This window comes from Gordonia sp. NPDC062954, from assembly GCF_044543825.1.
GTDB lineage: Bacteria > Actinomycetota > Actinomycetes > Mycobacteriales > Mycobacteriaceae > Gordonia > Gordonia tangerina.
Genome location: NZ_JBITWL010000032.1, coordinates 22,618 through 41,725, shown reverse-complemented (window position 1 = coordinate 41,725; position 19,108 = coordinate 22,618). Strand labels below are relative to the sequence as shown.

The window sequence follows — 19,108 nt, the reverse complement described above, 5'->3', positions numbered from 1 at the left end:
GGCAAGCGCCCGAGCAACACTCGCCCGTGATCAACAGACCCAGCATTACCGACGGCCAGCCGCACACAGACCACTTCTTCAGCAGCCTCCTAGCGCCTCGCGACTACTCGACCAGCAGTACAGAGCGCGACCCGACCAGCAGAACAGAGCGCGACCCAACCAGCAGTACAAAGCGCGACCCAACCAGCAGTACAAAGCGCGACCCAACCAGCAGTACAGAGCGCGACCCGACCAGTGGTTGGGACGCAACCCCAGGCAGGGCTTGGGGGTCCGGATCAGACGCCGACGGACGTGAGCCCGAGCTTGCCGGCCAGTTTCGCGAGGTACCCACTCGCCCGCTCAACGCTGTCGTCGGGCAGTCCGTAGAGCACCTGGGTCACGCCGATCTCACGCCACTTCTCGAGCTTCTCAGCGACCGGCTTGAAGTCGAGGACCACGATCTGCGGATCGCCGGCCCGCCCCGCATCGGACCAGATCTGCTTGAGCAGGGTCACGGAGCCCTCGATGTCGTCCTCACCCGGAGTGGTGATCCATCCGTCGGCGCTGCGCGTGATCCACTTGAAGTTCTTTTCGTTGCCGGCCGCACCGACCAGGGTCGGGATGTGCTGTTGGGGTTTCGGCCACGCCCAGCTGGTACCGAAATCGACGAACTCGCCGTGGTATTCGGCTTCCTCGTCGGTCCACAGCGCGCGCATCGCCTCGAGATACTCGCGCAGCATCGTCCGGCGACGCTTCGGTGGCACGTTGTGATCGGCGAGTTCGTCGAGGTTCCAGCCGAATCCGACGCCCAAGGTGAGGCGTCCACCCGAGATGTGGTCCAGCGTCGCAAGCGTCTTGGCGAGCGTGATCGGATCGGACTGGACCGGCAACGCAACCGCAGTGGCCAGCCGAATCCGTTCGGTCACCGCGGCCGCAGCGGCCAGCGAGGTCCAGGGGTCCAGGGTGCGCATGTAGCGATCGTCGGGCAGTGTCTCGTCGCCGGTCTGCGGGTGGGCCGCATCGCGCCGCGTCGGGATGTGTCCATGCTCGGGCACGAAGTACGACGCGAAGCCGGCCTCCTCGATCAACGGGGCCAGCACCTGGGGCTTCAGCCCACGGTCGCTGGTGAACTGCACGATTCCGAATTCCATGGACCCTCCCGCGCGACGTGGCGATCGCGGCCGCCCACACCTTGGACGGCTGACTGGACACCAGTCTAGGTGACTTCCTGCCCGAGGACCAGGGTTTGCCGGACGTCGCGGAAAATTCCTTCGCCGGCGCTTGTCCGGCTGATCGCGTCGGCCGCCAGCACCACGGCCGCCGACGTCCAGCAACTCTTCTCGACCGGCCAGCGCTTCCCGTCGGAGAACACCAGTCCCGTCCAATAGGAGCCGTCGGGGTCGCGCAGATGCTGGATGGATTCGACCAGTGTGATGGCGTCTGCGGTGTCCCCGAGCGCGTCGAGCGCCAGCGCCAGCTCACACGTCTCCGCCCCGGTGACCCACGGCCGGTGGTCGACGCACCGGATACCCAATCCCCCCACCACGAATTCGTCCCAGCGGCGGGCGATGTGCTCCTGACCCGCACGTCCGCGCACAGCACCACCGAGGATCGGGTAGTACCAGTCCATCGAATGATCTGACGGCGGCTCGAAGTTCTCCGGGCGCTCACGGATGACGTTGCCGAGCGCGGCATGTGCGGTCGCCCACGATGATTCCGGCTGCCCCATCTCGTCGGCGATCCGCAAGGCACAGTCGATGGCCTGGAAGATACTGGCATTACCGGTGATCTGGGCCTGGTCGAACATCGCGCCGGTGCGATGATCGCCACCCCAGCGGAACGCGCCGTCGGGACGTTGGAACTTCATCACCAGATCCATCGCCGACCACACCGTCGGCCACATCTCGTCGAGAAACGCGGTGTCACCGGTGATCAGATAGTGATGCCACACCCCGACCGCGATGTAGGCACAGAAGTTGCTGTCGATGTTCGGGTCCTGCACGCGACCCTCGATCATCCGGATCGGCCACGACCCGTCCTCGCGCTGATGCCGCTGCGACCACGCATAGGCCGCTTCGGCCTCGGCGATCCGACCGGTCACCGACAGTGCCATCGCCGACTCCACATGGTCCCACGGGTCGGTCTGACCACCCGGAAACCACGGCAGCGCCCCGGAATCCTCCTGCATCGCCGCGATCGCGGCACCCGTGGCGTCGACCTGCTCGGCGGTCAGTACCCCTGCGATCGCCGGTTGCGGTGTCACCTGCCCGCGGCGTCGGCGCCGGCGTTGCCCGGCTTGCGCAGGTACAACGCGACCGACTTGCCGATGAATGGGTTGAGTGCCTGCTCACCGACTCGGGTCAGCCACGGCTTGCTCATCATGTCCCACACCAGCAGCTGGTGATAGCCCTTGACCAGGAAGTTGTCGTTGTTCTCCACGCCCACAGCGCATTTGATCCACCAGTACGGCGCGTGCAGAGCATGTGCGTGATCGGTACCGGTGACCTCGAGGCCGGCTTGCGTCAACTTGCCGGCGAGTTCGGACGCCTTGTAGATGCGCACATGCCCACCCTCGACCTCGTGATACTCGTCCGATAGCGCCCAGCACACCTTCTCCGGCCAGTACCTCGGCACCGTCACTGCGCCGACGCCGCCGGGCTTGAGGATGCGCACCATCTCGGCGATCGCGGCCTCGTCACTCGGGATGTGCTCGAGGATCTCCGACATGAGGACCACGTCAAAGCTGTTGTCGGCGTATGGAAGCCGCAGCGCGTCACCGACCTCGGCGCGCGCCTTGGCATCGCTGGGCACATGGCCTTCGGCCATCATCGCGTCGAACATCTCGGCGACGTCGGCCATGTCCTGCTCGGACTGGTCGAAGGCGATGACGTCCGCGCCACGGCGGAACATCTCGAAGGAGTGCCGGCCCTGTCCCGCCCCGATGTCGATCGCCTTGGTCTGCGGACCCACCCCCAGGCGGTCGAAATCCACTGTCAGCACGCGTTCTTCTCCTTTGTGTCGATCCGGTGTCGCGCGAACGGCCTTCGGCGCGCCAGGTCACCGCGCAGTGGTGAGTCCCGAGCCGCTCTGTTCGGCGCCGACCCGCTGCAGCACTGTCTCATAGTGTGCCGCGGTTTTCGCGGCGACCGCCGCCCAGCTGTAGCGTTCCTCCACCCGGCGGCGGCCCCCCTCACCGAGTCGACTGCGCAGCTCCGCGTCGTCGAGCAGCCGTTCGATCGCCTGCGCCAGCGCACCCGAGTCGCGCGGCGGCACCAGCATCGCGGCCTCCTCGCCGGTTCCGACGACCTCGGGAATCGCGCCCGCCCGTGTGGCGACCAGCGGCGTGGCGCAGCTCATCGCCTCCACCGCGGGCAGCGAGAATCCCTCGTACAGCGAGGGCACACAAGCGACCTCGGCGGAGGCGAGCAGATCGGCCATCTCCTCGTCCTCGAGACCGGAGACCACCCGCACCTTGTCCCGGATGGCGAGATCGTCGATCATTCTGGCCGACGGGCCGTTCGGGTCCAATTTGGACACCAACACGAGTTCGACGGCGCGTTCGGCGCTGAGTTTGGCGACTGCCTCCAGGAGATACGAGACGCCCTTCAATGGCGCGTCCGCACTTGCGACGCAGGCGATCCGACCGGGCACGCGCTCAACACCCGGCTTGAACACCGCCGTGTTCACCCCGAGCGGGATCGTGGTGATGCGGCCCGACGGGATGTCGAAGGCCTTGCGGATGTCCACCTCACTGCTGCGAGACACCGTCAGCAGCTCCGGAATGCGTCGAGATACCCGACCCTGCATCCGCAGGAAGGAATGCCAGCGCCATGCGGTGATCTTGCGCCAGCCCTTGGCGGCTTTCACCGCGAGCGTGCGATCGCGGGTGATCGGATGATGGATCGTCGCGATCAGTGGGAAACCGGCCTTCTGGATGTCGAGGAGACCGTAACCGAGACATTGGTTGTCGTGCACGATGTCGAAATCGTCGCGCCGTTGTCTGAGCATCCGCGCCACCCGCAGGCTGAACGTCAGCGGCTCACCGAAACTCGCCGTCCACATCGAACCGACCTCGAGGGCGTCAATCCAGTCGCGGTACTCCCCGGGCCGCGGCGTGCGGAACGGGTCCGGTTCGTCATAGAGCGCCATGCTGGGCACCTTGGTGAGCTTCACCCCGGCGTCGATGGCCACCTGGTCGAGCTCGGGATAGGGCTGGCCGGAAAAGATCTCGACCTCGTGTCCGAGCAGCGCGAGCTCACGGGACAGATGCCGGACGTAGACCCCCTGGCCGCCACAGTGCGGCTTGCTGCGATACGACAGCAGTGCGACGCGCATCCCTTACACCGGTTCCATGCCGGCGGCGGTCTCGAACTCGGTGACCGCGACGATCTTCACGCGGCGGCGACCGGCAGATTTGCCCGCGTCGCGCTCGGCGGCGTCGATCGCCTTCCAGCCCGCCAGATCGATTCGTCGCGCACCCCGATCGGAGACGATGTCGGCGACATCGTCACGCACCACGGTCGGCGCAGGCAGAGCGCCGTCGACGAAGTCGCGCAGCACCGCCTCCGCGGTTTCCTGCCCACATATCCGGTTCATCCCGATCCCCCCGGTCGCGCCTCGTTTGATCCAACCCGTCACGAACAGGCCGGGCATGACGTCGCCATCGGCCACCGCCTGCACCCGCCCGTCCGCATTGGGCACCACACCCTTGACCTCGTCGAACGGCAAGTCCATCACCGGCACACCGCGATAGCCGATGGCCCGCAGCACCACACCGGTCGTCAACTCGAAGCGCTCGTCGGTCGGCGTGACCGCGATCCGCTCGGTGCCCGGCGCGTAGGCATTGCGCACGCAGGTCAGCGACTCGACATGTCCATCGCCGCCGATCTCCACCGGCGAGACCAGGAAGCGGAACACGATGCGACGGTTGCCGTCGGCGGTGGGTCGTTCGGCGAACTCGCGGGCCAGCCGGATCTTGGTGGCGATGGTCGAGTCGAGCGTGTCGTCGTCGAGCGCCGCCTCGGTGGCGGCATCGAGAACGAGGTCGTCGGGGTCGATGACCACGTCGACGCCCTCGACGTCACCGAGCGCGAGGAACTCGCTGTTGGTGTAGGCGGCCTGCGCGACACCGCGCCGGGCCAGCAGGACGACCTCCCGGACATTGGACTCCCGCAACGCGGCGAGCGCGTGGTCGGCGATGTCGGTCTTTGCCAACTCCTCGGGATCGCTCACCAGGATGCGGGCGACGTCGAGGGCGACGTTGCCGTTGCCGATCACCACCGCCCGTTCCGAAGACAGGTCGACGTCGAGGTCGGCGTAATCGGGATGGCCGTTGTACCAGGCGACGAACTCGGTGGCGGGGATCGAACCGGAGAGGTCTTCGCCCTCGATGCCGAGCCGCTTGTCGGTCGCGGCGCCGACGGCGTAGATCACCGCGTGGTAGCGCTCGGCGAGCTCGGCGTGGGTGATGTGCTTGCCCACCTCGACGTTGAGGAAGTACTGGAAGTTCCGTTTGGCCGCGGTGGCCGCGAACGTCTTCTCGACCCCCTTGGTGGGGGCGTGATCGGGCGCGACGCCGGCGCGGACCAGACCGTACGGGGTGGGCAGCCGATCGAACATGTCGACCTTCACCTGCGGTTTGCGCACGAGTTCCTCGGCGGCATAGAACGCTGCCGGCCCGGCGCCGACGATCGCGACATGCAGCTCTCCGTCGGGCAACTGCGGCGCCTTCTTGGGGGGCACCAACCCACCTTCGACGTCGTGGTCCTTGTAGTAGTCGGCGTTGATCTGCAGGTACGGCTCGTCACGCTCTTCGAGCTGGTCATCGGGCAGTATCGCCTCGACCGGACACTCGTCGATGCACGCACCGCAATCGATGCAGGTCTCCGGATCGATGAACAACATCTCCGCGGTGAAGAACTCCGGTTCGTCCGGAGTGGGGTGGATGCAGTTGACCGGACACACGCTGACACAACTGGCGTCGTTGCAACATGGTCGGGTGATCACATGCGCCATCTGCTGTTTCCTCGAAATCCGACACGTGGAACGTGTTCTAGTTTTTCCGTCCTGAGTATCTTAACTGTAAAGATACCGGCGGCCGAAAGTAGGGACCGAGTGAGCGCCTCACCCAGCGGGATGGACAGCCAACCACTGCGGGATCGAAAGGATGGTGCACGGCACTTCGAAGTCGCCTACCGAGTCCGCACCGGCGACATCGACCAGCAGATGCGGCTACGACTCGACGCGGTGGCGCGCTACCTGCAGGATGTAGCAAACGACAACATCGAGGCCACCGACTACAGCCACAGCGATCCCTTCTGGATCGTGCGACGCACCGTCATCGACGTCATCCGACCCATCTCGTGGCCCGCGACGGTCACCGCGCAACGGTGGTGCGGCGCGCTGTCGACTCGCTGGACCAACATGCGAGTGCGTCTCACGGCCGAGCACGACACGAATCGGTTCAATCCGGAGCCACGGGAACCGGGCCTGATCGAGACCGAGGCCTTCTGGATCAACGTCAACGATCAGGGGATGCCGTCGCGGATCAGCGACGAGATGCTCGAGATGTTGTCGTCGATGACCGACGAGCACCGGCTGCGCTGGCGGTCGATGAACCCGGACAAGGCGCCCGCGGCCGACGAGGTCTCCCTGCCCGACCGCATCCATGTCCTGCGCATCACCGATTTCGACCCGTTCAAACACCTCAACAACGCGGCGTATCTGGAGGCGGTCGAAGACGAGCTGGTCGAGCATCCCGACCTCGCCGACGTTCCGCACCGCGCGGTGATCGAATATCTTCGGCCGATCACGCCGGGTGTGTCCATCACCCTGCGCCGCGTGCGCGAGGCCGACCGTCTCCTGGTGTGGATGCTGATCCCCGACGCTGACGGCGAGCTGGTGGTGGCTGCGACGGTGTCGGTGACGAAGCTGCCGCCGGGGTGAAGAACCGGACGGTGAGGTAGCACAAGCGCTACACTGTACTGATGACGACCGTGGGACTGCGCGAACTGCGCCAAGACGCCTCTGAGCTGGTGCGACGAGTCGAGGCCGGCGAACAGATCACCATCACGGTGTCAGGTCGTCCGAGTGCTCGCCTCGTCCCTGCGGCCCCGCGAGCCTGGCGCCGGTGGCACGACATCCGCGACCTGTTCGCCGGTCCCGCCGACGCCGACTGGGCTACCGACCGCGAGACCATCGATCACGCTGTCGGTGATCCGTGGCTACCTCGGTGAGGGCGATTCTTGATACCAGCGTGGTTCTCGCCCCCGATGTTGGAGCGCTCGCAGGCGAGCTGGCGTTGAGCGCCATCACGGTGGCAGAACTGCACTTCGGTGTGCTCGTTGCCAAAGACGCAACGTCGCGGGCCGAGCGACTGCGGCGGCTACTGATCATCGAGCGATCCTTCGATGCGCTGCCGGTCGACGAGGCGGTTGCAGCCGCATACGGCAAAGTGGCTGCTGCCGTACTCGAGGCGGGCCGGCAACCTCGCGCACGCTCGCTGGATCTACTCATCGCGGCCACCGCACATGCCCACGACGCGCATCTCTACACGCGCAATCCGGCGGACTTCGTCGGTATCGACGAGTTGGTCCGGGTCATACCGGTCTGAGCCGCACCCGTCACTGACCACCGCTGAGCAGCAACTCCATCAGTTTGATCGGGGCCGCGCACGGGTCGGCCGGTACCGCCGACGTGCGGGGTTCGACCCACCAGGTGTAGACGCCCCGGCTCGGTGCGCGTGCGGTGACCCCGCAGACGGCCGGCCGATCCGGGTCACGCTGCGTGAACGCGGCCTGGCTGGCGACCTTGATGTTCTCGGTCTGGTAACCGAGTTCCTTGGCGGTGTCCTTCTCGACGTTCGGATCGCCCCACTCGAACCAGTTGAAGGTGACACCGGCGGTGGTGGTGCCCTCGACGATCCATCGGCAGATGGCGCCGTTGAAGGTGCCCCGGGCCACCGTCCCGCCCACCGCGTCGGCGATCTGCATCGGGGACAACACCGAGCATTCGAGCAGCAGATTGTCGAACTGGTCAGTGTCGACGTTGCCGGGCTGCTGATCGTCGGCGGCGCCAACGGCGACCGGGGTGCCGTCGACGCTGCAGCCGGTCGCCATCCCCAGGCTCATCAGCACCGCGGCGAGGACCGCGAGAAGCCGGCGCCTCATGACGCCCGCTCGATCGACAGGCGCGACAGCTCGCGGGCAGCGTCGCAGATCTGTTCGGTCGGCGGTGGCTGCTCACCGAGGAGCGCCTGCGTACCGGCGCTCACCGACCATTCGAAGAAGTCGGCGCCGAACGCGATGCCGATTTCGCAGATGCCGACGTCGGAGGCGATGAATCCACGGTGCCCGTCGATCTCGACGTCCTTGGTCGATTCGCGGGACAGTTGCTCGGTGGCGCGTTCGCGCCCGATCGGCGAACCGCGGTACCAGTTGAACGAGGTGACGGCGCCGGTGCGGTCACCGCTGCTGTCCCATTCGCACACCGATGGGTTGTTGACCGTGTTGGACAGGCCCGCGAACTTCGTGATCCGGGTGACCTCCTCGGTGGTCAGCCCGCCACACTCACCGAAGAACGGCCCTGCTCCGGCCTGCGCCGGCGCCTCAGGCGTGTTGGGCGATGCCGGGTCGTCGGAGTCACCGGAGCCACCCGAGCACCCGGTGAGCACGACAGCGACGATCGCCACCGTCGCGATGAGGAAGCCGCCGCGCATCCGCAGACGGTCCAACTCACGGCGTTCGCGTTTGGTGGGCCGACCGGCGCCGCGGTCGCGTCGGGGCTGACTGGCCAGGACCTCGCGTGGCGGCGGTGGTGGGCTGCGGTCGATGAAACATTCGGCCGCCGCGGGCGCGGACACACGCTTGGCGATCAGTTTGGTCACCTCGACGATCCGTTCGTGCCCGTGCAAGCGGACGCGCACCTCGTCGCCGATGGTGACCGGTTGTGCCGGCTTCGCGGTGACGCCGTTGACACGGACGTGCCCACCGCGGCACGCCGCACCCGCCGCTGATCGGGTCTTGGTGAGCCGGATCGCCCAGATCCAACTGTCGACGCGGGTGGCCATTGCTCCTCTGCGTTGGTCGCTCGGGGTTGGTCGTTGCTCGGGTTTGGTCGCTCTGGGGTCAGTCGCTGCTCGGGGGTTACCGCTGACGGGTCAGGAAGTAGTAGCCGGCGCCCCCGGCCACGAGGCCGATGATCAGCGCAGGCCAGAACCCGAGAACCAACCAGAGCACCGCGAACACCACGATCGCCGGTGACACCGCGGCCACCGCCATCCCGGGATGCTGACGTACGACCTCCGACACCGCTTGACGTTTCGCTGGATCTACCGCCATGGCTCCTCCTTGGTGCGGCCGGTCAGGTGAAACTGATCGATTCCTCCACTGTAGCCAAGGAGAGCGGCCATCCCCGATGACGCCGCGGCGTCAGCCCTCGTCGACCGACGACGAACCCGCGTCACCTCCGTCCGCGGAGTTGTCACCGGAATCGGAATCCGCGTCGGACTCGGTGTCGTCGGTGCTATCAGCGGACCCGGTGTCGGCCGGGTCGGCGTCTGAGGCGTCGGTGTCGGAGGCGTCGGCCTCCGCACTGTCGGTATCGTCTGCGGCACCGTCGCCGGGTTCGGCCGACTCCGTTGGCGCCCCGGCGGTGGCGGAATCGGCGATGGTGTCGGAAGCATCGTCGGCGCGATGCTTGCCGACATACTCGGGCGTTACGTCGGCGATCCGGTGCTTGCCGACGTACTCTTCGGTCTCGTCGGCAGCGGACTCCGGCTCGACCTGGGCCGGCTCGCTGAGCGCGGCAATCTGTTGCATCGTCGGCGCCTCGGTCTCGCTCGCCGCGAGAGTAGCGGTCGACGTCATCGACGAACTGGTGTCGGGAATGACGAACGGACCGGCCGACGGGATACCGAACGGGAATTCGATGTCAGGGATGTGCAGGACGGGCACGATCTCACCGGTGTCGAGTTCACCGAGGGCCAGGATCGGTAAGCCCAGATGGTTCGGCCGTTGCTGTCCGTTGACGGTGACCATCGGGTTGAGCGTGAGCTGCTGACCGAGCCAGTTGATGGTGGTCGATTCCTGCGTCCCATAGTCGCTGGTGAAGCGGACGAAGTTGCCGCTGAGCAGGTCGTAGTCCCCGGCGAAGCTCAGCCGGGCGAAGTCCTTGCTGAGGGTGAAGGGTTCGCCGTTGAGCAGTTGGGTGATGACCTGAGAGAAGACGCCCGACGGATCGGTGAGCACCGCCGACGGATCGGTCAGCGCGAACTGGACCTCGCCGTTTGGTTGTGACCACCGGAAGTCGAAGGTGCCCAGTACGTTCGCGCAGGCACCCACCTCCTCTGCGTACGCACCGGTCAGGCCGCCGTAGCAGCTGACCTGTTGGATACCGGGGATGTCGACGCCGGTGTCGAGCCCGAGGATGGTCACCGGGATGTCGTCGGTGGTCCACGCGTTGGCCATTCCAACGATCGCGAACGCGTAGGCGGTGCGCCCATCGCTGGCGCCCGCGGTCGCCAGGCTCAGCGGTAGGTAGGACACCGCGGTGGCATTGCCGCCCGTGGACGCCATCGCGAACTGGAATCCACTGCCGATCACCGTCGCAGAGCCCTCTGGCTCGAGCGCGTCGTCGATCGTCGCGTTCTCAATTCCGAGAAATTCGAGCAGACTCTGAACGAAAGGATCGTTCACGGCGCTCTGGATCGGTACGAACACGACACGCGGTGCCAGCTCGAGTTCTCCCGGCAAGACAATCGCGATACCGGTACCCGTGGATTCCTGGCAGTCGGCCCCACCGCTCACTCCTCCGCTCGCGCAGCCCTGAATCCGCCATTGGTCCAGCGCAGTTTGCGATGCGGGGTTGTTGACGATCGTGCCGATGACCTCACCCAGGCTCGCCGCGGGATTCAAATTGATCGACTCGATGAGGTCAATATCGTCGAAGATGTCTGCCTGAGCCTGCGCCGGCACCACCATCTGCCCCACACCAACCGCGGCGACGGTTGCCAAGGCGGCCACCCCGGCGGTGACACCGTGGCGTTTCTGCTTGCGGTTGCGTCGTCGTTCCACCTTCTGCGAACGCCGAATTCCGTTGCCGCCCATGTTGGTCATCCGTCCCAATCCCCTGTCCACCAGATGTGAGCGCGCTCATTGAACCATGTCCGAATCGTGCGGTGTGCGATTTCAAAGAAATGTTCAACGGACTCAAACAGCGGCCATCACCTGGGCCGGGACCGACACGCCGCGCGTTTACCACCGGGTGCGGGTCAAGCGCTCCCCTCGCTCGGCGGCGTCGGCGGCGCATCCGAATCCCACGACCCATCGGCCGTCGGACAGTTCGACGCTGCCCAGCATCATCGGGGCCGGCAGCGCAGCAAGAAACTCGCCCAGGGCATTCGGGGACATCACCCACACTTCGCCGGCGATCTCGTATCCGCCGTCCGGATCCCGCACCAATCCCGGCTTGGCGGGAACGGTGTCCAGCGCCACCAACCGGTAGCAGTCCGCAGTGGTCACCTCCCCAGCCCACCGCGCTCCACGCTCGGACAACTCATGCGTCAGCGGGCCACCGCGCATGTGGGCACCGAACACCGCGAGCTCCACACTCGGCGCAACGGACTCCGGCCATGCCGCACAGGCATTCTCGGCGCCGAATCGCCTGGCCAGATCCATCACGACGGCATCCTCGTGCGCACGAGCGAGCAGCGTGATGCCGAATTGCGCTTGTGTTCCGTCTGTTTCGTCAACGGTTCCCGCAGGCACGGCGACACCGCACAGATCGAAGAGGTTACAGAAATTGGTGTAGGTACCCATCCGGGAATTCACGCCCACCGGGTCGGCGGCCACCTCGGCCAGACTGGGGTGGGCCGGCGCGGTGGGCACCATCAGCGCATCCGCGTCACCGAGTTCGGCCATTGCCTCACGTCGCAGCGTCGCGAGCCGGGACCGCGCCGCCAGCAGGTCGACGGCACTGAACCTGTCTGCGGCGCCGATGATCCCGGCGACGACTGGGTCTAGTCCGGCGGACTCGTCTGCGCCACGCAACCACCCGCCGACGGCGTGCGCGCGTTCGGCCACGAGCGCATCCTCGTACAGCAGTCGGGCGGCGGCCAGAAACGGCGTCAAGTCGATGTGCTTGATCCGCAGTCCGGCCGCCTCGGCAGTGGCAACGGCATCGGCAAACGCTGCACGCCAGGCATCGTCGAGCTCCGGCAGTTCGGCCGGAACCGCGATGGTCGGTTGTTCCGGTGCAGCCAATCGGCTCGCCGGGCCGTACGGCCGGGGCCCGGTCCCCACGGCCATCGCGGCCATCGCCCGATCGGCCAGGCCGAGGGACGCGGCGAAGATGGTCACCGTGTCATAGCTCTCACATGCCGGCACCACCCCCTCGGTGGAGACCACCCCTAGCGTCGGCTTGACACCGACGATGCCCTGCAGCCCGGCGGGCACACGTCCCGACCCGGCGGTGTCGGTGCCGATGGCGATGTCGGCGAAGCCGAGCGCCACCGCGACCGCCGAGCCCGAACTGGAACCACCCGAGATGTGTTCGGGTCGTCGGGAATCCCGCACCGCGCCATAGGGGCTGCGGGTTCCCACGAGTCCGGTGGCGAACTGGTCGAGGTTGGTCTTGCCGATCACCACCGCCCCGGCCGCCCGCAGCGCGGCGACTGCCGGCGCATCGACGTCCGGGTGGTAGCCATACCCGGGACATGCGGCAGTGGTCGGCAGCCCGGCCACATCGACGTTGTCCTTCACGGCGAGGACCACGCCCGCGAGCGGCAGACCGCTGCCCGCCGAGGCGGCGAACTCGGCAGCCACCTCCTCGCGCGGGCGGAGCGTGATGAACACCTCGGGCCGGTCGGCGTCGGCGATCCGGCGGTAGATGTCGTCGATGCGAGTCATGCGACCTTCCCCTGTTCGATGTTCTGGGCGCCACCACGTGCCGCGAATTCTCCCTGCTGAGACCAGCGTTCGCGCTCCTGGTCGCGAGCGGACACCATCGCCGATCGGGTGGCCGAGATGGCGCCGGCGTTGACATCGAGGAAAGCCTGATGTTCGGCCAACGAGAAGCTGCCCTCGGTGATCCGCATACTGTCGCCGCGACCGGCGGCCACGTCGGCACGCATGTCGAGCAACTCGTCGGCGCTCACCGGGTACCAACTGATGCGGTCGAAGAACCGCAGCAGCCACGGGTGCTCGGCGTCGAAACCGGGTGCCGGCTCGGGGTGGCGGTGATTCCACACCTGCGTGGTACGGCCGACGAACTGGTAGCCGCCCGGCCCCTCCATACCGTAGACACATAGGTACGCACCGCCGATGCCGACCGCGTTCTCCGGCGTCCAGGTACGCGCCGGATTGTATTTGGTGGTGACCAACCGATGTCGCGGATCGAGCGGAACCGCCACCGGCGCACCGAGATAGACGTCGCCCAGCCCCAGGACCAGATAGCTCGCGTCGAACACGATCTGGTGGACATCGTCGACCGAGTCGAGTCCGTTCATCCGACGGATGAACTCGATGTTCCATGGGCACCACGGCGCATCGGCGCGCACACCGAGCATGTAACGTTCGATGGCCTCCCGGGTGGCCGGGTCGTCCCACGACAGCGGCAACGACACCTCACGACTCGGGACCACGAGGTCCTCGGCGGCCGGCAACTGGCTCTCACACTCGGTCAGCCAGTGCTGCACGTCGCGCTGCGACCACACATCGGGGTCCACCTTGACCTGCAGGGACCTGATACCCGGGGTGAGGTCGATGAGACCGGCCGGCCGCTCGGCGGCGATGCGCTCGCTGAGTGCGTGCACGCGGGCCCGCAACGCGAGATCGAGCCGCATGTCGCCGTATTCGACCAGGATGTTGTCATCGCCGCTGCGGCGATAAGTGACCGTGGTGGCCCCGTCGGCGGTCGTGGTGGTGCCGAGTATGCCGTCGTCGAGGTCGCCGCCGGCGGAGAGCACGTTCACCATCCCGGCCCGTCGGCCCGGGCCGATCGTGGACGGTGATGCCGCATGCTCACTGCGCACGGCGACGAAGCGGACGGTGTCACCGGGTTTGAGCTGACCCAACTTCCAGCGTTCCGCGGCGACCACGGTGACCGGACAAACGAATCCGCCGAGGCTGGGGCCGTCCGGTCCCAACAGGATCGGGGTGTCGCCGGTGAAGTCCAACGCCCCAACCGAGTAGGCGTTGTCGTGGATGTTGGACGGATGCAGTCCGGCCTCGCCGCCGTCGTCGCGCGCCCACCGCGGTTTCGGTCCGATAAGGCGGATACCGGTGCGGTCGGAATTGAAGTGCACCTCATACGCGGTGGCGAAGACGTCGTCGATGTCCTCGGCCGTGAAAAACTCTGGCGCACTGTGCGGTCCGACCGTCACGCCGAGTTCCCAGCTGTGCGTGAAGGCAGGCTGCTCGTCGGTCAGGACGCGACGCGACCGCCCGGTCGGGGTGTCGGCCGGTGTGAGCTCGTCGCCGTCGGCGAGTTTGCGGCCGTCCTTGCCGCCGAATCGGCCCATCGTGAAGGTGGATCGGCTCCCCAGGTAGTCCTCGGCCTCGATACCGCCGGACACCGCGATGTAGATACGCATTCCGAGGTCGGCGGCCGCACCCACATCGAGGACATCACCCGCGTCGAGTCGTACCGGAACCCACTGCGCGACCGGACGTCCCGACACGGTGACCGGGGCGGGCGCGCCCCCCACCGCGACGATGGCAGGGGCGTCGAACCGCAGGGCGGGTCCCATCATCGTCGCCTCCAGACCGGCGGCGGTGTCGCCGTTGCCGACCGCCTGGTTGACGAGCCGAAACGAGAGGTCGTCCATCGGCCCGGACGGCGGGACGCCGACTTTCCAGTAGCCGATCCGACCGGGCCAGTCCTGGATCGTTGTCTGTGGCCCCGCGCGGAGAACGGTGATGGTGGCCATGGGTTTCGAGCTCCTCGTGTTGGAAGGCAGTTCGGCGGTCAGGCCGAGGGACGGGTGATGATGACGCGCACCGCGGTCGGATCGAATCCGTTGCAGGGGTTGTTGATCTGCGGGCAGTTGGAGATCAACACCAAGGTGTCGACCTCGGCGCGCAGCGCGAGACGTTTGCCCGGCGCCGACAGGCCGTCGACGATGCCCAGCGAGCCGTCCGGGTCCACCGGCACATTCATGAAGAAGTTGACGTTGCCGACCAGGTCACGTTTACCCAGGTCGTGTTTCGCACCACCGATGAGGAAGTTCTCGACACACGCGTGCTGGTGTTTGGCGTGGTGGCCGTAACGCAGTGTGTTGGATTCCTGCGAACAGGCTCCGCCCAGGGTGTCGTGGTTGCCGACCTCGTCGTCGACAATCGTCATCAGCGCGTTGGACTCCTGGTCCCGGATCACGGTGCCCGTGGTCAGGAAGATGTTGCCCTGCGCGGCGATGGTGGCCTGCGCCGAGTACCGGACGGTGTGATCGTGGCCGCCGTAGAACAGGGTGTCCACGGCCTGGTTGCCGTAGAGGTCGACGATGGTCAGCACATCGCCGGCGGCGACGACGCCGGACCAGGGGGCGCGGTCACCGATGACAGCGTCGGAGACTATCTCTCCCGGGACGAGGGCGAGCTCGTGAGGGTCGGTGGGGATTTCGGTGGTGGTCATGCAACTTTCCGTTCAGGTGGTTGGTCTCGATACGTCCCGGACTCGCTGCGCTCACTGTGGGCTACTCGACCAGCGGACGGGACGGTGGGTATCGGATCAGAAATGGGCTGCGGCCCAGACGTCTTCGGAGTTCGCTACCGCCCGCTGATATTCGGGGTCGGTGTCGGCGACGCTGCGCAACAGGTCGTCGAGGTCGCCGGTGGCCCGCCAGGACACGACCTCGAGCGGGCCGGTGTCGAAGGTGGGCGACGGATCGAGTGGATGGGCGGTGTTGACGACGGCCACCACGCACGGCAGGTGCAGGATCAACTCGACCGATTTGTCCCGCCCCGCCGACCCCTTCGAGGTCAGGGTGCCGTCGGATTCGACGACAACACCGTGGAAGAACGACAGCGACGGCGCCACGTCGGCGGCAGCGAGTCCGTGTTTGGCCGCTGCGAGCGTGAAGAGCTCGCGTCCGGCCGGGGTGTCCGAATGTGCCAGTCCGTCACCGTATTTCGCGATGTTGCCGGCCAGTGTGCTGGTGCCGCACAGGGCGTCGTGGTGACCGGAGTCGTCGGCGACGACGGTGGCCAGCGCACGTCCCTGGTCGCTGAGCAGAGGGTGGCCGGTCGACAGGTAGGCCTGCCAGGGCACCTTGACGGTGTCGGCGACATTGAGCCGCTCCCAGGGGGCATCGACGCGCCAGAGCAAGAGGTGCGCGCAGGCCGAGCCGGTGATGTCCCGCAGCCGCAGGCGCGTACCCCGGGCGAGCACTTTGCTGGTGTACCTACCGCTGGGTACCGTTTCCGCCCAGGTCAGCCGGTCGGCGTCGACACCGGCAGGCGGGTTGGGCCAGTTGGCGGCGGGCACCACCGGCATCGAGTCGGTGATGGTGCCGGCTTGCGACCGGGCGTGTTCGCGGGCACCCGCCGTGGTGGCGGTGCCGTCGTCGTGGGTGATGGTGCTCATGATGTGACTCCTTGAGGGGATGCGGTCGGGTCGCGGGATCTCAGACCGGCGAGGTGACGGGCTTGGGATGTTCCTTGCCGCGGGGGAAGCATGCGATGCCGACGAGCACGGTGATGGCGATGCAGATCGGACCGGCCCACCGCAGGATCGGCATGTCGCCCGCGGGGTCGAACACCTCGGCCCGGGGCCAGGCGAGGTTGATGACCATGAGCATGCCGTAGAGCACGGCCAACAGGTTCACGACGATTCCGAACCATCCCATGGTGAACAGCTTCTTGCCCTCTGCGTCGACGGCCGCCCGATCGGTGGGCCAGCCCTGGAACCGGCGGTACAGCATGGGTCCGGTCACCGCCAGGTAGGCGAGGTAGATCAGGATGATGCAGACGCTGGCCAGGGTGGCGAAGATCGCCGAGTTGCCGACGTTGACGAGCAGGATGCCGATGCACAGCACCCCGATCAGGATCGCGGGCGCGATCGGGGTTCCGGTGCGCTCGTTGACATGCGCCAGCGTCTTGGAGAACGGCAGCCGACCGTCGCGGGCCATCGAGAACATCAGCCGCGAGCACGCGGTCTGGATCGCCAGGGTGCAGATGAAGATCGCCACCGCGACGTCGCACAGCAGCACCTTGCCCCAGAAACTGCCGAGCACCGAGTCGAGCACGTAGGGCAGGCCGCCGGTGGCCAGCTGTTCGTCGAGCGTCGGGGCCGCCATCAGCGCACCGAGCAGCATCAGACCGCCGCCGATCGCGGACACGGTCAGCGCCAGCCGGATGGTGCGCGGGGCGACACGACGCGGGTTGCGGGTCTCCTCGGCGAGCTCGCCGGCCGAACCGAAGCCGACCATGACGTAGGCGGCCATCAGGCCGGAGACGATGAAAGCCCAGATGTAACCGGGCTGCTGGCCGGGGACGCCGGTGTCGAAGACGACGTCGGGGCCGCGCTGGGCGTGAGTGAACAGTGCGAGCACCACGGCGACCACGCCGACCAGCTCACAGGTGACACCGATGTTGTTGATACGGCTCATCCACGAGATGCCCACACAGTTGATGGAGGTGACGATGACCAGCAGAATCGAACCGAGCAGGACCGCGTTGGCCGCGCCGCTGGTGCTGGTCAGGGTGGGGTCGTCGCCGATGATCTGGAACCCACTCCAGACCGACGGCAACACCACCTGCAGCGCGATGGCCGCGGCCGATGCGGTGACGATCTGGGCGATCATCATGAACCAGCCGCCGAACCAGCCGATCACCTCGCCGCCCATCCGCCGCGACCACTGGTAGATCGCGCCGGAGATCGGGTACCGCGCCGCGATCTCGGCGAAGCACAGCGCCACCAGGAACTGGCCCGCGTAGACGATGGGCCAGGTCCAGAAGAAGGCCGGTCCGCCGAAGCCGAAGCCGAGTCCGAACAACTGGAAGATCGTCGTCAGGATGGACACGAACGAGAAGCCGGCGGCGAACGAGGCGAACTTGCCGAGCGACCGATGCAGCTGCTGGTCGTAGCCGAACTCCGACAGGTCGTCGGCGTCGCCTCCCGATGGTTCGGGCGGCACTGGCGGCGGCGTGATGGCGGTGGAGGTCATTGTCGTCGTCTCTCTGCTGAGGTCTGTGCGTCGGCTCCACGATGAGCGGCGTATCTGTCAGGTGATAGATAACCTTCCGCGAATTTCTATCAAGTGACAGAATTATTTCGTAGATGCAACCGCGCGCTACAAGTGTGTTACATCGCGCAGGTCAGCGGCCTGTCGGCTCCGCAATATGGGTGCGTTAGGGTGAATGCAGTCGGGTGTCGAGACCTCGACACAGGCAGAATCGAGGACCTCATGGCGTCGCGGCCGTCAGCATCGTCGGGCACCGCCGGCCCGGGCCGACCGCGTCTGGTCAAGCCACGACGGCACGGAGATTCCGCCAGCGAGGAGATCCTCGACGCGGCTGCCGAACTGTTCACCCGACACGGCTACACCGGAACGTCGACGCGGATGATCGCCGATGCGGTCGGGGTACGGCAGGCGTCGCTATACCACTACTTCAAGACCAAGGACGACATCCTCGCCGCTTTGCTCGCCACCACCGTCGATCCTTCGGTGGAGCGGGCCCGCGAGCTGCTGCAGGCCGACGAGGCGCCGCTTCACCGACTGTTGGATCTCGCCCGATACGACGTCACCCAGCTGGCCGCCGCGCGCTGGAACCTCGGCGCCCTGTATCTGCTACCCGAGCTGGCCGACGATCGGTTCGGCGAGTTCCGCGCCGCCCGCCAGGAACTCGCCGGCGCGTACGAGTCACTGGCCACGGCGGCGCTCGGCACCGCCTCGGACACCCGCGCGCTGCTGCCGTTCCGGCTGGTGGAGTCGGTGATCATGATGCGATCCGACGAGCAGCGCGGCGAGCTCGGCGACCACACCGTGGCCGGCCTGGTCGACACCATCGTCGGCGCCATCGAGATGCTCATGGAGCACACACCCAGCCACTGAGACCCGCTGGACCGCGCGCTCGATTGTTCTTCCCCCGGGTATCAGTTCGTTCCCCGGCGGCAGCTGGCGAGTGAAACGATA

Annotated in this window: 18 protein-coding genes; 4 read left to right on the top strand and 14 right to left on the bottom strand. The window is 66.8% G+C overall.

The window, feature by feature from the left end:
- Positions 1–275: 275 nt before the first annotated feature.
- From ACIGKQ_RS22700 to ACIGKQ_RS22680, 5 genes are all read right to left on the bottom strand, one after another.
- Positions 276–1,130 carry an LLM class F420-dependent oxidoreductase gene (locus ACIGKQ_RS22700; RefSeq protein ID WP_287015351.1) on the bottom strand — a complete coding sequence of 285 codons (855 nt, stop codon included), beginning with the start codon at positions 1,128–1,130 and terminating at the stop codon, positions 276–278.
- A 65-nt stretch (positions 1,131–1,195) separates the two neighbouring features.
- Entirely contained in the window at positions 1,196–2,242 is a 1,047-nt protein-coding gene (locus ACIGKQ_RS22695; RefSeq protein WP_235723506.1) for a prenyltransferase, read from the bottom strand.
- Positions 2,239–2,979 carry a class I SAM-dependent methyltransferase gene (locus tag ACIGKQ_RS22690; RefSeq protein ID WP_235723505.1) on the bottom strand — a complete coding sequence of 247 codons (741 nt, stop codon included), beginning with the start codon at positions 2,977–2,979 and terminating at the stop codon, positions 2,239–2,241. The genes ACIGKQ_RS22695 and ACIGKQ_RS22690 overlap by 4 nt, the downstream gene beginning before the upstream one ends.
- Positions 2,980–3,036: 57 nt before the next feature.
- Positions 3,037–4,314 carry a glycosyltransferase family 4 protein gene (locus ACIGKQ_RS22685; RefSeq protein WP_266061650.1) on the bottom strand — a complete coding sequence of 426 codons (1,278 nt, stop codon included), beginning with the start codon at positions 4,312–4,314 and terminating at the stop codon, positions 3,037–3,039.
- A 3-nt stretch (positions 4,315–4,317) separates the two neighbouring features.
- Complete coding sequence (locus tag ACIGKQ_RS22680) at positions 4,318–5,994, bottom strand: FAD-dependent oxidoreductase (protein WP_266061651.1); 1,677 nt, start codon at positions 5,992–5,994, stop codon at positions 4,318–4,320.
- Between the two features lie 120 nt (positions 5,995–6,114).
- On the opposite strand from ACIGKQ_RS22680, the gene ACIGKQ_RS22675 reads away from it, so the two are divergent.
- Genes ACIGKQ_RS22675 through ACIGKQ_RS22665 form a run of 3 tightly spaced genes read left to right on the top strand, consistent with a single transcriptional unit; the run spans position 6,115 to position 7,591 of the window.
- Entirely contained in the window at positions 6,115–6,924 is an 810-nt protein-coding gene (locus ACIGKQ_RS22675) for an acyl-[acyl-carrier-protein] thioesterase (protein WP_235723594.1), read from the top strand.
- A gap of 41 nt (positions 6,925–6,965) precedes the next feature.
- Positions 6,966–7,214, top strand: a complete 249-nt coding sequence (locus ACIGKQ_RS22670) for a type II toxin-antitoxin system Phd/YefM family antitoxin (protein WP_235723502.1) — start codon at positions 6,966–6,968, stop codon at positions 7,212–7,214.
- A complete protein-coding gene (locus ACIGKQ_RS22665) occupies positions 7,199–7,591 on the top strand; it encodes a PIN domain-containing protein (protein ID WP_328714834.1) in 393 nt (130 codons plus the stop codon). Before ACIGKQ_RS22670 ends, ACIGKQ_RS22665 begins: the two co-directional genes overlap by 16 nt.
- Before the next feature lie 10 nt (positions 7,592–7,601).
- On the opposite strand, the gene ACIGKQ_RS22660 is transcribed toward ACIGKQ_RS22665, so the two are convergent.
- From ACIGKQ_RS22660 to ACIGKQ_RS22620, 9 genes are all read right to left on the bottom strand, one after another.
- Complete coding sequence (locus ACIGKQ_RS22660) at positions 7,602–8,147, bottom strand: DUF3558 domain-containing protein (RefSeq protein ID WP_235723500.1); 546 nt, start codon at positions 8,145–8,147, stop codon at positions 7,602–7,604.
- On the bottom strand, positions 8,144–9,046 hold the full coding sequence (locus ACIGKQ_RS22655) for a DUF3558 family protein (protein ID WP_235723499.1): 903 nt from the start codon (positions 9,044–9,046) through the stop codon (positions 8,144–8,146). The genes ACIGKQ_RS22660 and ACIGKQ_RS22655 overlap by 4 nt, the downstream gene beginning before the upstream one ends.
- 76 nt (positions 9,047–9,122) lie before the next feature.
- A complete protein-coding gene (locus ACIGKQ_RS22650; RefSeq protein WP_235723498.1) occupies positions 9,123–9,317 on the bottom strand; it encodes a hypothetical protein in 195 nt (64 codons plus the stop codon).
- A 90-nt stretch (positions 9,318–9,407) separates the two neighbouring features.
- Positions 9,408–11,093, bottom strand: coding sequence for a hypothetical protein (locus ACIGKQ_RS22645; protein ID WP_396575025.1), 1,686 nt, complete (start codon positions 11,091–11,093; stop codon positions 9,408–9,410).
- Between the two features lie 138 nt (positions 11,094–11,231).
- A complete protein-coding gene (atzF, locus tag ACIGKQ_RS22640; protein ID WP_396575024.1) occupies positions 11,232–12,884 on the bottom strand; it encodes an allophanate hydrolase in 1,653 nt (550 codons plus the stop codon).
- Complete coding sequence (locus tag ACIGKQ_RS22635; protein WP_235723496.1) at positions 12,881–14,905, bottom strand: 5-oxoprolinase/urea amidolyase family protein; 2,025 nt, start codon at positions 14,903–14,905, stop codon at positions 12,881–12,883. The genes atzF and ACIGKQ_RS22635 overlap by 4 nt, the downstream gene beginning before the upstream one ends.
- A 38-nt stretch (positions 14,906–14,943) precedes the next feature.
- Positions 14,944–15,606 (bottom strand): urea amidolyase associated protein UAAP2, encoded by a 663-nt coding sequence (locus ACIGKQ_RS22630; protein WP_235723495.1) that lies wholly within the window; start codon positions 15,604–15,606, stop codon positions 14,944–14,946.
- Positions 15,607–15,702: 96 nt separating this feature from the next.
- Positions 15,703–16,557: an urea amidolyase associated protein UAAP1 gene (locus tag ACIGKQ_RS22625; protein ID WP_396575023.1), complete on the bottom strand. Its 855-nt coding sequence runs from the start codon at positions 16,555–16,557 to the stop codon at positions 15,703–15,705.
- Positions 16,558–16,597: 40 nt separating this feature from the next.
- Positions 16,598–18,139 (bottom strand): amino acid permease, encoded by a 1,542-nt coding sequence (locus ACIGKQ_RS22620; protein WP_396575022.1) that lies wholly within the window; start codon positions 18,137–18,139, stop codon positions 16,598–16,600.
- A 240-nt stretch (positions 18,140–18,379) separates the two neighbouring features.
- Here ACIGKQ_RS22620 and ACIGKQ_RS22615 point away from each other — a divergent pair, with 240 nt between their 5' ends.
- The gene (locus ACIGKQ_RS22615) at positions 18,380–19,027 is read left to right on the top strand and encodes a TetR/AcrR family transcriptional regulator (protein WP_235723492.1); all 648 of its coding nucleotides are present in this window, start codon (positions 18,380–18,382) and stop codon (positions 19,025–19,027) included.
- The last annotated feature ends 81 nt before the right edge of the window (positions 19,028–19,108 follow it).

What these genes read in the sequence shown, in the direction of transcription:
- ACIGKQ_RS22700 (WP_287015351.1), bottom strand. Translation starts at nt 1,130, where the DNA reads ATGGAATTCGGAATCGTGCAGTTCACCAGCGACCGTGGGCTGAAGCCC.
- ACIGKQ_RS22685 (WP_266061650.1), bottom strand. Translation starts at nt 4,314, where the DNA reads ATGCGCGTCGCACTGCTGTCGTATCGCAGCAAGCCGCACTGTGGCGGC.
- ACIGKQ_RS22680 (WP_266061651.1), bottom strand. Translation starts at nt 5,994, where the DNA reads ATGGCGCATGTGATCACCCGACCATGTTGCAACGACGCCAGTTGTGTC.
- ACIGKQ_RS22675 (WP_235723594.1), top strand. Translation starts at nt 6,115, where the DNA reads ATGGACAGCCAACCACTGCGGGATCGAAAGGATGGTGCACGGCACTTC.
- ACIGKQ_RS22670 (WP_235723502.1), top strand. Translation starts at nt 6,966, where the DNA reads ATGACGACCGTGGGACTGCGCGAACTGCGCCAAGACGCCTCTGAGCTG.
- ACIGKQ_RS22660 (WP_235723500.1), bottom strand. Translation starts at nt 8,147, where the DNA reads ATGAGGCGCCGGCTTCTCGCGGTCCTCGCCGCGGTGCTGATGAGCCTG.
- ACIGKQ_RS22655 (WP_235723499.1), bottom strand. Translation starts at nt 9,046, where the DNA reads ATGGCCACCCGCGTCGACAGTTGGATCTGGGCGATCCGGCTCACCAAG.
- ACIGKQ_RS22650 (WP_235723498.1), bottom strand. Translation starts at nt 9,317, where the DNA reads ATGGCGGTAGATCCAGCGAAACGTCAAGCGGTGTCGGAGGTCGTACGT.
- ACIGKQ_RS22645 (WP_396575025.1), bottom strand. Translation starts at nt 11,093, where the DNA reads ATGACCAACATGGGCGGCAACGGAATTCGGCGTTCGCAGAAGGTGGAA.
- atzF (WP_396575024.1), bottom strand. Translation starts at nt 12,884, where the DNA reads ATGACTCGCATCGACGACATCTACCGCCGGATCGCCGACGCCGACCGG.
- ACIGKQ_RS22635 (WP_235723496.1), bottom strand. Translation starts at nt 14,905, where the DNA reads ATGGCCACCATCACCGTTCTCCGCGCGGGGCCACAGACAACGATCCAG.
- ACIGKQ_RS22630 (WP_235723495.1), bottom strand. Translation starts at nt 15,606, where the DNA reads ATGACCACCACCGAAATCCCCACCGACCCTCACGAGCTCGCCCTCGTC.
- ACIGKQ_RS22625 (WP_396575023.1), bottom strand. Translation starts at nt 16,557, where the DNA reads ATGAGCACCATCACCCACGACGACGGCACCGCCACCACGGCGGGTGCC.
- ACIGKQ_RS22620 (WP_396575022.1), bottom strand. Translation starts at nt 18,139, where the DNA reads ATGACCTCCACCGCCATCACGCCGCCGCCAGTGCCGCCCGAACCATCG.
- ACIGKQ_RS22615 (WP_235723492.1), top strand. Translation starts at nt 18,380, where the DNA reads ATGGCGTCGCGGCCGTCAGCATCGTCGGGCACCGCCGGCCCGGGCCGA.